This window comes from Streptomyces sp. SID9727, from assembly GCF_010550605.1.
Classification (GTDB): domain Bacteria; phylum Actinomycetota; class Actinomycetes; order Streptomycetales; family Streptomycetaceae; genus Streptomyces.
Genome location: NZ_JAAGNI010000225.1, coordinates 1 through 12875, shown reverse-complemented (window position 1 = coordinate 12875; position 12875 = coordinate 1). Strand labels below are relative to the sequence as shown.

General features: G+C 72.8%; 12 protein-coding genes and 1 CRISPR repeat array. Of the genes, 6 read left to right on the top strand and 6 right to left on the bottom strand.

Translation table 11 applies throughout. From position 1 onward, the window contains the following. The first annotated feature begins 64 nt into the window (after positions 1-64). The gene (locus tag G3I41_RS14290; protein ID WP_164400581.1) at positions 65-952 is read left to right on the top strand and encodes a hypothetical protein; all 888 of its coding nucleotides are present in this window, start codon (positions 65-67) and stop codon (positions 950-952) included. Between the two features lie 38 nt (positions 953-990). Next, a CRISPR array of direct repeats spans positions 991-2056; the repeat unit is 29 nt; unit sequence GGGACCATCCCCGCACGCGCGGGGAGCAC. A gap of 163 nt (positions 2057-2219) precedes the next feature. Here the strand turns inward: G3I41_RS14290 and G3I41_RS14285 are convergent. Further along, positions 2220-2732, bottom strand: coding sequence for a GNAT family N-acetyltransferase (locus tag G3I41_RS14285; protein WP_343242122.1), 513 nt, complete (start codon positions 2730-2732; stop codon positions 2220-2222). Between G3I41_RS14285 and G3I41_RS36840 the strand changes: the two genes are divergently transcribed. Then, positions 2731-3645 (top strand): hypothetical protein, encoded by a 915-nt coding sequence (locus G3I41_RS36840; RefSeq protein WP_239081622.1) that lies wholly within the window; start codon positions 2731-2733, stop codon positions 3643-3645. The two genes, G3I41_RS14285 and G3I41_RS36840, sit on opposite strands and share 2 nt — an antisense overlap. Positions 3646-3667: 22 nt before the next feature. Then, a complete protein-coding gene (locus G3I41_RS14275; protein WP_164400580.1) occupies positions 3668-4684 on the top strand; it encodes an aminoglycoside phosphotransferase family protein in 1017 nt (338 codons plus the stop codon). Positions 4685-4995: 311 nt separating this feature from the next. Here the strand turns inward: G3I41_RS14275 and G3I41_RS14270 are convergent, their stop codons facing one another. From G3I41_RS14270 to G3I41_RS14260, 3 genes are read right to left on the bottom strand one after another with little or no spacing between them, the layout of a single operon-like run. Further along, positions 4996-5589, bottom strand: a complete 594-nt coding sequence (locus G3I41_RS14270) for a sugar O-acetyltransferase (RefSeq protein WP_164400579.1) — start codon at positions 5587-5589, stop codon at positions 4996-4998. Then, positions 5582-6856 (bottom strand): sigma-70 family RNA polymerase sigma factor, encoded by a 1275-nt coding sequence (locus G3I41_RS14265; protein ID WP_164400578.1) that lies wholly within the window; start codon positions 6854-6856, stop codon positions 5582-5584. The genes G3I41_RS14270 and G3I41_RS14265 overlap by 8 nt, the downstream gene beginning before the upstream one ends. After that, positions 6853-7554 carry a YciI family protein gene (locus G3I41_RS14260; protein ID WP_164400577.1) on the bottom strand — a complete coding sequence of 234 codons (702 nt, stop codon included), beginning with the start codon at positions 7552-7554 and terminating at the stop codon, positions 6853-6855. The genes G3I41_RS14265 and G3I41_RS14260 overlap by 4 nt, the downstream gene beginning before the upstream one ends. 217 nt (positions 7555-7771) lie before the next feature. Here G3I41_RS14260 and G3I41_RS14255 point away from each other — a divergent pair, with 217 nt between their 5' ends. Further along, positions 7772-9427, top strand: coding sequence for a cellulase family glycosylhydrolase (locus tag G3I41_RS14255; protein ID WP_164400576.1), 1656 nt, complete (start codon positions 7772-7774; stop codon positions 9425-9427). 51 nt (positions 9428-9478) lie between these two features. On the opposite strand, the gene G3I41_RS14250 is transcribed toward G3I41_RS14255, so the two are convergent. Further along, complete coding sequence (locus tag G3I41_RS14250) at positions 9479-10081, bottom strand: dihydrofolate reductase family protein (protein ID WP_164400575.1); 603 nt, start codon at positions 10079-10081, stop codon at positions 9479-9481. Between the two features lie 109 nt (positions 10082-10190). Next, entirely contained in the window at positions 10191-10793 is a 603-nt protein-coding gene (locus tag G3I41_RS14245) for a TetR family transcriptional regulator (RefSeq protein ID WP_164400574.1), read from the bottom strand. Positions 10794-10873: 80 nt separating this feature from the next. On the opposite strand from G3I41_RS14245, the gene G3I41_RS14240 reads away from it, so the two are divergent. Both G3I41_RS14240 and G3I41_RS14235 read left to right on the top strand, forming a co-directional pair. Continuing rightward, the gene (locus tag G3I41_RS14240) at positions 10874-11809 is read left to right on the top strand and encodes an oxidoreductase (protein WP_164400573.1); all 936 of its coding nucleotides are present in this window, start codon (positions 10874-10876) and stop codon (positions 11807-11809) included. An 89-nt stretch (positions 11810-11898) separates the two neighbouring features. Then, positions 11899-12875: serine/threonine-protein kinase (locus G3I41_RS14235; protein ID WP_164400572.1), on the top strand; the 977-nt coding region annotated here is incomplete at its 3' end.

The window sequence follows — 12875 nt, the reverse complement described above, 5'->3', positions numbered from 1 at the left end:
GACCACCTCCAGGGCACCGGGCGCATACCTGACGTAACGGTTCTCATTTGGGGAGGCTGCTGTGATGGCGAATGTGAAGTCCCGGAAGTCCAAGGCGGCGGCGTACGGCGTGGCGGGCTTACTGGCCGTTGCCGCGCTCGCCGGGTGCGGGTCGGACGACAAGGGCGAATCCGCGAACGACTCGAAGCCCTCCAAGGCGGGCAAGACTGCCGACACGTCGCCCTCGCAGGTCGTGCAGGCGACCAACAAGAACACCACCGAGGCCGGGTCCGCGCGCGTGAAGATCACGACCTCGGTCAGCGCCGAGGGGAAGAGCCAGACGATCACCGGCTCCGGCGTCATGGACTTCGAGGACGGGGAGAGCAAGCTGACCATGGAGCAGTCGGGTCAGCGGCTGGAGCAACGGGTCGTGGACAAGATGATCTACCAGAAGCCGCCGAAGGGCGAGGGCGGCCTGCCCGGGGGCAAGAGCTGGATGAAGATCGACATGGAGAAGCTGCGTGCCTCCGGGGCCGCCGGAAGCAACCAGGTGAGCGATCCGACCAACTCGTTCGCCTACTCCAAGGCACTGTCGGAGAAGGACGTGAAGAAGGTCGGCACGGAGAGCCTGGGTGGTGTTGAGACGACGCACTACAAGGTCAGCCTGGACATCGACAAGCTCGCCAAGGGCGACGCCGCGCAGGCTCGGAAACTGCGCGAACAACTCGGCGAGACGGTGCCGGTGGACCTGTGGGTCGACGGCAAGGGGTTGATGCGCCGCCAGCAGATCGAGATGACCGCGCAGCCGGCCGGGGGTGCGAAGGGCGCCGGTTCAGCAAACCGGGGCAAGGCGAAGGTCGTCATGGACTTCAGCGACTTCGGAACCGACGTCGATGTCGACGCACCCGCCTCCGGGGACACTGTCGACGTGACGGACAAGGTCGTCAAGCAGGCGGGCGGCCAGCAGTCCTGACCGACGTGCCGTGGCCCGGCGGCAGGCGCGGCCGCCGTCGGGCCATCCCCGCATGAGCGGGGAGCGGGCTCGCGTGACGGTGAGCCGTTCCAGGAGGTCGGGCCCATCCCCGCACGCGCGGGGAGCACAGCGACGTCATGCCGCTCCAGATGACGTTCAAGGGACCATCCCCGCACGCGCGGGGAGCACTCCGGATGCTCAAAGACCGCCCGGCCGCTCTGGGGACCATCCCCGCACGCGCGGGGAGCACCGGTTCTCCGTCTCGATGCCGTACGAGACGTCGGGACCATCCCCGCACGCGCGGGGAGCACGAGGAGCTTGACGAGTGCCGGGAATCCGCCCCGGGACCATCCCCGCACGCGCGGGGAGCACGGCCCGTGGTGCGCCATGGCCGTCTGGTACTGGGGACCATCCCCGCACGCGCGGGGAGCACCGGTGATTCCCAGGGAGGTTCAGATGGCCGGAGGGACCATCCCCGCACGCGCGGGGAGCACGTGACCAACCACCAGGGGCGCACCGTTGCCGAGGGACCATCCCCGCACGCGCGGGGAGCACGCAAGGGCCTCGTTCGCCTGGGTGACGGCCTCGGGACCATCCCCGCACGCGCGGGGAGCACTTCGGCTCCCTCATCTGGACGACATGGAGCCTGGGACCATCCCCGCACGCGCGGGGAGCACTAGTTGATCGCGAGGTCTATGGCGAGCCCCAGGGGACCATCCCCGCACGCGCGGGGAGCACCCGGTTCGGTGATCTTCCCTCAGTGCAAGCCGGGGACCATCCCCGCACGCGCGGGGAGCACAAATCCTCGGCCCTCACCAGCCGGATCGCCCAGGGACCATCCCCGCACGCGCGGGGAGCACGTCTTGGAGACGGCGACGTGGACCAGGAGGCCGGGACCATCCCCGCACGCGCGGGGAGCACGTCCGAGGGAATCGTCATCTACCGCCGTGCGCGGGACCATCCCCGCACGCGCGGGGAGCACCCGTTACCGGCCCCGTCGATGGCGCCCAGCTCGGGACCATCCCCGCACGCGCGGGGAGCACCACATCCACGTCATCGTCCTGATCGGCGGATCGGGACCATCCCCGCACGCGCGGGGAGCACTCTTCGTGACCTGCGGCGTTGTGTCGCGTCGGCGTGGTTTCTGACCACTTTCGCTCACTCCGGCATAACCGCCCCAACATCCACACAGTCCGCATACATCCCAAGCGTAGGCCAACACCCGTGCCCCCACCCCCCGTTCACCGGACCCCACCCCCTCACCCCCTCACCCCTCCACCCCCACCCGGTACACCGCCTTCCCCTCCACCACCTCGAAGCCCAGCGCCCCGTAGAACCCCAGCGCCGGCGCGTTGTCCGTATCACCCATCCACTCCATCCGGCTGCACCCCGGGCGGGCCGACGCCACCGTGCGGAGTTCTGCCATCAGGCGGGCGCCCACGCCCCCTCCCCGCCACGGTTCACTCACGTACAGCTCCTTCAGGAACAGCGCATGGGTCGTCCCCCTCGCCGGCCAGAGGAACGAGTACGCGGCCATCCCCGCGAGGGTGCCGTCGCCCGGGTCCGCGACCAGGACCTGCGCGAGCGGGATCGGGGCGAACAGGGACTCCTCGATCTGGGCCCGGCGTTCCGCCAGGGGCTGGATCTCCGTGGCTCCGTAGAAGCGTTCGATCTCCTCGATCAGGGCCGCGAGGGGCGGGAGGTCGTCCGGGCCGGCGGGGCGGATGGTCACGGTCATCGCGGGGTCTCCTTCGGGGTCGTACGCGAGGATGCTCTCCATGGGCTTCCACCTCAACTGCGTACTCGCGCTCGACGCGCACGCGTTGCCGCTCTACGACCTGGTGATCCCCGGTGGGTCCGCCTACGCGCCCCGCACCGGTGACCCCGCCCTCCCGGAGGGCTGGGTGCTGCCCGTTCCCTGGGAGCTGGCGCACGCCGTCAGCGGGCTCGGATACGACCCGCGGGGTCTCACGCCGCCCTCGCTCGATGCCTGGCGCGAGGCGGCGGGCGTGCCCGCGGTGCCCGATCCGCTGGGCGCGTTCGACGACACCGAACTCCTGCTGGGGTCGTTCCTCAGCCACGCCGCGCCCGTCGTCGTCATCAGCGACAGCACCTTCGGCGGGGAACTGCTCCACGAGTACGCGGCCGCCTTCCGCGAAGGCAGGCTCGTCGCGGCCTGTGGCACCGACCCCGAGGAGGGCCAGGCGTTCCGGCTGGACGGCGGGGTCTTCCGGGCCGTCGATCCCGCCTCCGTCTCGCCGGTCACCGAGTGCGCCGGGCAGATCCACGACGGGCTGCGCGGTGCCGAACTCTTCCGGGGCTACCTCCCCCGCAACGCCAACCACGAGGGGCGGCGCCACCGCGAACCGTGGGCCGGGCCGGTGCCCTGCGTCAGCCCCGGCTGGCGGCCCCACTTCCCGGTGCTGAGCCGGGCCTGGCCGCCCGGGGCGCTGGCCCCCGGCACTCGGGTCGTCGTCGTACGCGACGAGGGGTGGGACGGGCCGTGGCGGGCCGTCGAGTTCGCCGGGACCGTCGACGCCCTGGGCGTGCCCGAGCCCAACGGCCATCCCCAGGCGCACGAAGGGGAGTTCGTGTATTGGGTCGCCTTCGACTCGTCGCAGCACACCAGCGACGGGGACGGGCCGTTCCGCAAGGCCCAGGTCTGGGGGCGGCATTTGAGGGTCGAGCCGTGACCCGCCCGCGTAGGGTGCCCGGATGATCGTGATTCCGGAAGAATTCGCGCGGACCACCGTCGCGCGTGAAGGGGACGCCGGGGCGCGCTGGATTCGGGAACTGCCCGCGCTCGTTACCGACTTGGCGGGCGAATGGGCGTGCGCGCCCGATGGTGACGTCATGCACGGCGGCGTCGGGGTCATCGTCCCCGTACGCCGCCACGGCACGCCGCCCGCTGTGCTCAAGGTGTCCTTCCCGCACCCCGGCAACGACCACGAGCCCGACGCCTTCGTCGCCTGGGGCGGGCGCGGGGCCGTGGCGCTGTACGAGCGGGACGACGCCCGGTACGCGATGCTGCTGGAGCGGGTCTCGCCGGTGACGCTCGCCGAGGCGGCCGACGGGGACGAGGTGGTGGCCGTCGCCGCGCGGCTCGGGCGGCGGCTCGCCGTGCCCGCGCCCGTCGGACTACCCCGGCTCAGTGAGCGGGCCGGGGAGTGGGAGGACGGGCTGCGCAGGGACGACGCCGAGTTGGCGCACGCCCTGCCGCGCCCAGTCATCGGCGCCGCCCTCGCCACCGTACGGGAGTTGGGGCGTCAGCAGCCCGACACGCTCGTCCACGGCGACCTCCACGGGCGGAACATCCTGCGGGCCGAGCGTGAGCCTTGGCTCGCCGTCGATCCCAAGGGGTACGCGGGCGATCCGGCGTACGACGTCGGGGCACTGATGAAGTCGCGCGCGTACGCCCTCGCGGGCGCGGGAGCGGGGCCTCGACCGGGCGAGGGGCCTCGACCAGGAGCGGGACCGGGCGCGGGAGCAGGCGCCCACGACCTCCGCAGCGCCGTGCACCGCATCGTGGACGTGTACGCGGACGCCGCCGGGCTGGACCGTGAACGGGTGCGGCGATGGGCGCAGTTGCATGCCGAGCAGGCGGCGTTCTGGGCCCGGCGGCACGGGTTCCGGGTCGCCCGCGGCGGGCCCGAACTGGAGTGGATCACCGCCTTCGCGGACCGGCTGGCGGAGTTGCTGACCGAGCGGCCCGGAGGGCCTTCGGTGCGCTGAGCCGGTCACCACCTCCGGGGTCCCCACCTCCCGGAACCCGGTCACCACCTCCCGGAACCCGGTCACCACTTCCCGGAACAGGGCCGTCGGTCGTCGGGTGCGAAGGGCGGGGCGCCCCACCTCGGGGGTGCCTGGTGAGCCGGCCGCCTAAGGGCTGTCCCGCAATTCCCGGTGGATCAGCGCGCGGCGTCAGATGCGGTGCATCGCAAGACGGAGAGGCGCCCGCATACTGGACGTACTAGGGCGTTTCGATAACGCGGCGAGGTGCCGCAGCTGTCGTCGTGCGCCCGCCGGGAATTGCGGGACAGCCCTTACATGCGCGTAACGAGGTCCTCGTCCGTGATCGGCCGGACCACCCGGCACGGCGTACCGACCGCGACACTCATCGGAGGTATGTCGCGGCTCACGACGCTGCCCGCGCCGATGACCGAGCCGTAGCCGATGCGGACGCCCGGCAGGACGACCACGTTGCTGCCGATCCACACCTTGTCCTCGATGACGATCGGCTCCGAGAAGCGGCCGAAATCGGCCCGGCGCGCGGGGTGCACCGGGTGGCCCGTCGTCGTCAGGGTCACGCTCGGGGCGATCATGACGTCGTCGCCGATGCGGATCTCCACGTCGTCGACGAACGTCAGGTTCACGTTGCCGAAGAAGTCGTCCCCGATGTGCACGTTGCTGCCGAACGCGGCGTGGAACGGCGCCTGGAGGACCGTGCGTTCGCCCACCGAGGCGAAGATCTCGGTCAGCAGCGCACGCCGTCCCGCCGTGTCGCCCGGGGGTGTGCTGTTGTACGCGAAGATCTCGCACGCGCGGCGGGCCGGGGCCAGGAAGGCCGCCTCGGTCTCCGTGTAGACGAGCCCCTTCGCGATCCGGGCCCGTATCTCGTTCCGGTCGGTTTCAGCCATCGTGCGGGCTTCCCTTCGTCGGGTGCCCCAGCCCGGTGAGCCGGAGCGCGTATTCCGCGGCGATCGCCCCATTCGGTGCCGCCGCCCTCGCGGCCTCGTACATCCGCGCCGCCTCCTCCGTGCGGCCGAGGCGGCGCAGCGCGTCCGCCCGCACGGCGGGGAAGGCGTGGTGGCCCGCGAGTTCCTTCGGCGTACCCAGCGCGTCGACGGCGGCCAGCTGGGCCCGCGGTCCGTCGCGCATGCCCACGGCCACCGCGCGGTTGAGGGCCACGACCGGGTTGGCGCGCAGGGCGAGGAGGCGGTCGTACAGGGCTACGACGGCCGCCCAGTCGGTAGCGGCGGCGTCCGGTGCCAGGGCGTGCTGGGCGGCGATCGCCGCCTGGAGCGCGTAGGGGCCGCCCGCCGCGAGCGCCTCGCGGGCCAGCGCGGCGCCCTCGGTGATCAGCGCGCGGTCCCACAGCGAGCGGTCCTGGTGCTCCAGCCTGATCAGGCCGCCGTCCGGGCCGATCCGGGCGGCGCGGCGGGAGTGCTGGAGCAGGAGCAGGGCCAGCAGACCGCGGGCCTCCGGTTCGTCCGGGGCCTCGGCCACGACGAGGCGGGCCAGGCGGACGGCCTCCTCGGCCGGCTGGTCGCGGACGACGCTGCCGTCGCTGGGCGCGTACCCCTCGGTGAAGATCAGGTAGAGCACGGCAAGGACCCCGCCGAGGCGTTCGGCGCGTGCGCCGGGTGGCGGTACGCGGTACGGGATGCCCGCGGCGGCGATCTTCCGCTTGGCCCGCAGGATGCGCTGCGACACGGTGTCCTCGGCCACCAGGAAGGCGCGGGCGATCTCGCGCGTGGTGAGGCCGCCGACCGCGCGCAGGGTGAGGGCCACCCGGGCTTCGAGCGGGAGCGCGGGGTGGCAGCAGGTGAAGATCAGCCTCAGCCGCTCGTCGCCGGGCGGCGCCGGCTCGTACCCCTCCTCCAGCGCCGCCGCCTCGGCGACCTTGTCGCGCTCCGTCGTACGGCGGCGCAGTACGTCCACGGCGCGGCGCCGGGCGGCGGTCACCAGCCACGCCCCCGGGCTGCGCGGCACTCCGCCGCGCTCCCAGGCCGGCAGGGCGCGGGCGAAGGCGTCCTGTGCGCAGTCCTCGGCCAGCTCCCAGTCTCCGGTGAGGCGGACGAGCGTGCCGAACACGACGCCCCACTCGGCGCGGTGGGCGGCCGCCAGCGCCGCGCGGACGGCCGCCGGCGCGGTGCCGCCGACGGGACCCGCCTCCGTACTCACCCGAAGTCCCGCCAGAACTCCCGCAGTTCCGCGAGCCCCGACCGGGCCATCGGGCACCGCCCCAGGTACTCCAGCGCCTGCTCCCGGTCCCCGTCGACGAAGACGATCCCGGTGACCCACTCCGGCACGTCCGCGTACCCCCCGTCCGTGATGAGGAGTTCGCCCCCGCGCCGCCGTACGAGCGTGGCGTCCCCGACCGGGCTCAGGTGTTCGCCGCCCAGGTAGCGGCCGGACGCCAGGCCGTCCTGTATCCACGCGGCCACCGCGGCCGGGTCCACGGGGTACGGGGGCGCGGCCGGGTCGGTCCGCATGATCGCGAGGAAGCGGGAGGCGGGGGCGTCGCCCTCGTGCGGGACGTTGTCCGTGCCCGTGCCGTGGTCGAGCGGTTCGACGGGGCGGATCTCGATGCGGCCCGCGGTCGCCATCGGATGCGAGGCGGCGACCTCGATCGCCTCGTCCAGGTCGGCGGCCTCCAGGAGGTCGTATCCGGCGATCCACTCGGCCGTCTCGGCGAACGGGCCGTCGGTGACCAGGACCTCGCGGCCGCGGGCCCGGACCGTGCTCGTCTCCTCGACGGGCTTGAGCGGCATGCCCTCCAGCCGGACGCCGCGCCCGTTCCACTTCTCGACCCACGCCTCCGGGTTCTCGTCGATGCGCTCCCCGGCGGGGTCCGTGGCGATGAACAACACGTACTTCATGAGCATTCTCCCAGCTGCCGTGCCGAACGATTCATGAAGACGACGAACGGTGTCCACCGAATCCGACAGACCGACGAGAAAAGTTCGGGACCGCCCCCTGCCAAGCGGAGCCGTCCGATCTATTGACGTGCCCCTGACCGAATGGCTTCATGGGTCCACCCCGTGTGGGAGCGCTCCCACACCTGTGGACCGCCCCTTCTCCCCCTCTGGAGCCGCAGTGAGAACAGCGAGACATCCGGCTGAGCGTCCCGCCGCCGTCCTCCTCACCGTCCTGGCCACCCTGCTCGGATTCCTCTCCCTCGGCGCCCTCGCCCCCGCGCAGGCCGCGCCCGCCGCCGGTACCGGGCTGCACATCAGCGACGGCCGGCTGGTCGAGGGCAACGGCAACGACTTCATCATGCGCGGGGTCAACCACGCGCACACCTGGTACCCCGGCGAAACCCAGTCGCTGGCCGACATCAAGGCGACCGGCGCCAACACCGTCCGCGTCGTGCTGTCCGACGGCTACCGCTGGAGCGAGAACGGGCCGGACGACGTCGCCGCCGTCATCGCCGACTGCAAGGCGAACCGGCTGATCTGCGTCCTGGAGGTGCACGACACCACCGGGTACGGCGAGGACTCCGCCGCCGGCACGCTGGACCACGCGGCCGACTACTGGATCTCCCTGAAGGACGTCCTCCAGGGCCAGGAGGACTACGTCGTCATCAACATCGGCAACGAGCCCTGGGGCAACACCGACCCGGCCGGCTGGACCGCCCCCACCACCGCCGCGATCAAGAAGCTGCGCGCCGCCGGGTTCGCGCACACGATCATGGTGGACGCGCCCAACTGGGGCCAGGACTGGCAGAACGTCATGCGGGACAACGCCCAGGCGGTGTACGACGCCGACACCACCGGGAACCTGCTCTTCTCGATCCACATGTACAGCGTCTACAACACCGCCCAGAAGGTCACCGACTACCTGAACACCTTCGTGGACGCCGGACTGCCCCTGGTCATCGGTGAGTTCGGCGGCCCCGCCGACCAGTACGGCGACCCGGACGAGGACACGATGATGTCCGAGGCGCAGCGGCTCGGGCTCGGCTGGATCGCCTGGTCGTGGAGCGGCAACACCGACCCGATCCTCGACCTGACCATCGGCTTCGACCCGGCGCGGCTCAGCTCCTGGGGCGAGCGCATCTTCCACGGCGCGAACGGCATCGCGGAGACCTCCCACGAGGCCACGGTCTACGGCGGCGCCACCGAGGAGGACACCGAGGCGCCGACCACCCCGGGCACCCCGGCCGCCTCCGCCGTGACCGACACCTCCGCCACGCTGACCTGGGCCGCGTCCTCCGACAACGTTGCCGTCGCGGGCTACGACGTCGTGCGCGTCAGCGGCGGTACGGAGACCAGGGTCGCCTCGTCGGCCACGCCGGGCGTCACCGTGACGGGGCTCGCCGCCGACACCGCGTACTCCTTCGCGGTCTACGCGCGGGACGCGGCCGGCAACCGTTCGGCGCGGTCGGCCGCCGTGAGCGTGACCACGGACGAGGGCTCCACCACCCCGGCCGGCAGCTGCTCGGTCGGTTACAAGGTGGTCGGCCAGTGGCCGGGCGGCTTCCAGGGCGAGATCACCATCCGCAACACGGGCACCGCCGCGATCGAGGGCTGGAAGCTCGGGTTCGGCTTCGCCAACGGGCAGACCATCACCAACATGTGGGGCGGTACGCCCACGCAGTCCGGCGGTTCGGTGAGCGTCGCGCCGGCCTCGTACACCTCCACGATCGCCCCGAACTCCTCGGTGACCGTGGGCTTCACGGGCAGCCAGAGCGGCACGAACGCCGTCCCGGCCGCCTTCACCCTCAGCGGCGCGGCCTGCGCCACCGCGTGATCCGGCGCCGGCCGGCCGGGGCCCGCGCCCCGGCCGGCCGGTCCCGGCGGCTCAGCCGGTGACCCCGGCACGCCGGTACGTCAGATACGCCGCTCCGCTCCCCAGGACCGTGTGGTCCGTGAGCGTCCAGGCGGCCGGTTCGAACGCCGCCCGCCGGCCGAACAGCGGGACGCCCGCGCCGATGGTCGTCGGGCTGAGCTTCAGGATCAGCGTGTCGATCTCCGCGTAGAGCGAGGCGGCCAGCTCGCCGCCGCCGACGAGCCAGATGTCCTTGCCCTCCTCCTGCTTCAACTCCCGTACGCGCGCGACCGGATCGCCCGCGACGAGCTCCACGGCCGGGTCGGGGCTCTCGCCCAGGGTGCGGGAGAACACCAGGTGCCGCAGATGCGGGTAGGCGTCCGTGAGACCGGCGTCGAGGCCGATCTCGTACGAGCGCCTGCCCTCCACCGCCGTGTCGAAGCGGGTGCCCTCCGCCGTCACCCCGAGCGCGGCCCGCGCCGGGCCGGGCAGGGTCTCCGGGTACTCCGCGATCAGGTGCTTGAGGTAGTCCTCGGGTATGGGCCAGAAGCCGTCCGGACCGCTGGGGTCGGAGCCGTCCGGGCCGGCGATGAAGCCGTCGAGGGTGGCGGCGATGAAGTACACCAGCTTGCGCACGTGGAGCCTTTCGTCCGGGGGCGGCCCTCCGGTGCGCGGGGGCCGCGGCCGTTCATGATCGAACGTGCGCCCGTGGCAGGCAACGGGAATGACGGCTTCCGGACCCGGCTCAGGAGCCGTCCAGCGCCGGGGCGATGACCGCGAACGCCCGGTCCGTGAGGTCCGCCGGGCTCTCCGTGGACCCGTCGGCGCTCCAGCGGTCCAGGACGGCGTCGAAGGCGTTCAGCGCCATGCCCGCCGCCAGCCTCGGGTAGAGGTCCGCCTCGGCGTCCCGCCCGAGCCGCTCGGCCAGCTCCCGGGCGAGGTCGTCGCGCCACCGCGCCTGGCGTTCCAGGAAACGGGCCAGCAGCGCGGGCGTGCGCAGGATCAGCCGTACGACGCGCAGCGCGCGGTCCCCGTGGTCCGCGCACTCGCCGAGCGGCACCCAGACCGCGTGGCGCAGGGCGACGGACGGCGGCTCGGCGGCGGGGCGGGCGGCCAGCTCGGCGCGGATGCCGGTGCCCATGTCCGCGAGGAACTGCACGACCACGTCCTCCTTGGACGCGAAGTAGCGGAAGAACGTCCGCTTGGAGACGCCCGCCGCCGCCGCGATCTCGTCGACCGTGACCGCGTCGAAGCCCTTCAGGGCCAGCAACTGCAGTGCGGACTCGGTCAGTTCGTCGGAGACCAGCCGGCGCTTGCGTTCGGCCAGGGTGGTTCGGGGAGTGCTCACGCACCTCACGGTACTCCATGCCTCGCATGACACCAGATGCCGTATTGACACTCGGTGTCACAGGAGGCAGTGTATGCCGCATGACACAGCAGGAACGCTGGACCGCCGAGCAGATCCCGGACCAGACCGGGCGCGTCTTCGTCGTCACCGGGGCCAACAGCGGCCTGGGCCTGGCCACGGCCCGGGCCCTCGCCCGCCGGGGCGGGCACGTGGTCCTCGCCGTGCGCGACGAGGCGAAGGGGCGCCGCGCGGCGGCGGAGCTGACGGCCGCACAGCCGGACGCCCGGCTGGAGGTGCGCGGGATCGACCTGGCCGACCTCGACTCCGTACGCGCGTTCGCGGAGAAGCTGCACGCGGACCACGCGCGCCTCGACGTGCTCGTCAACAACGCCGGGGTCATGGCGCCGCCCCGGACGCTCTCCCCGCAGGGCCACGAGGTGCAGTTCGCGGCGAACCACCTCGGACACTTCGCGCTCACCGGGCGGCTGCTCGGCCTCCTGGCGGCGGGCACCGATCCACGCGTCGTCACCGTCAGCTCGCCCAACCACCGCAAGGCGCGCCTGTACTTCGACGACCTGACGGGCGAGCGGCGGTACTCGCCGATGGGCTACTACAACCAGTCCAAGCTGGCCAACGCCGTCTTCGGCCACGAACTCCACCGCCGCCTCACCGCGTCCGGCAGCCCGGTCCGCAGCCTGCTCGCCCACCCCGGCTACGCCGCGACCAGCCTCCAGACCGGCGGGCCGGTCGCCCTGGTCTCCCTGCTGTTCGGCCGCGTACTCAAGCCGCTCGCCCAGACGCCCGGCCGGGGGGCGCTGCCGCAGCTGTACGCGGCGACCGAACCGGACGTGGCGGGAGGCGAGTTCATCGGCCCGGACGGACGGGGCGAGCTGCGCGGCGCACCCACCCGGGTGGAGCTGTCCGCCGGGGCGGCCGACGCCGCCACAGGCCGGCGGCTGTGGGAGGTGTCGGAGGAGGCCACGGGCGTGCGGTTCGCGTTCCCCCCGTCAGGCTGAACCAACGCGCTCCCACCGCTCCGCAGGGACCCGGGATTTGGATAAGGTGCCGTGTCTACAGCAGCGCTCTCCGGGGGAGTTACGAGTACATGAGCGGTCAGCAGCCACGCAGAGGCGGCGCCTCGCAGGTCTTCCAGCCCCTTGCGGCTGACGACCCCACCACCATCGCCGGCTACCGGCTGGCCGCCAAGCTCGGCGCGGGCGGCATGGGCAAGGTGTACCTGTCGTACACGCCCGGCGGCCGGCCCGTCGCGATCAAGGTGATCCGGCCGGAGTTCGGCGAGGACGCGGAGTTCCGGCGGCGGTTCGCGCAGGAGGTGCAGTCCGCGCAGCGCGTGCAGGGGCTGTTCACCGCGCCCGTGATCGACGCCGACACCCAGGGCGCCCAGCCGTGGCTCGCCACCGCCTACGTGCCGGGCCCCTCGCTCGCCGACGCGGTCGTGGAGCACGGCGCGCTGCCCGTCGAGGCGGTGCTGCTGCTGATCGCGGGCATGGCCGAGGCGCTGCACGTCATCCACGGGGCGGGCATCGTCCACCGCGACCTCAAGCCGTCGAACGTGCTGCTCGCGGCCGACGGGCCGCGCGTCATCGACTTCGGCATCGCGTACGCGGCCGACGCGACGTCGCTCACGGGGAGCGGGGTCACGATCGGCACCCCGTCGTTCATGGCGCCCGAGCAGGCCGCCGGGCGCAAGGTGACCGCCGCGACGGACATCTTCGCGCTCGGCCAGGTCGCGGTGTTCGCGTCGACCGGGACGCCCGCGTTCGGCGAGGGGACCTCGCACGGGGTGCTCTACCGGATCGTGCACGAGGAGCCGGACCTCACGGGCGTGCCGGAGCGGCTGATGGAGCTCGTGGGGCGCTGCCTGGCGAAGAACCCGGAGGACCGGCCGTCGGTCGCCGAGGTGATCCAGCTCTGCCAGACGGCGAACGCGGAGACGGTGCTCCGGCGACCGGAGGACTGGCTGCCCAAGCCGGTCGCGGCCGACATCACCGTACGGGCCGCCGCGCCGGCGCCCGTGCAGACGCCGCCGCCGCCGTCGGCCGCCCCGGCCACGCCGCCGGT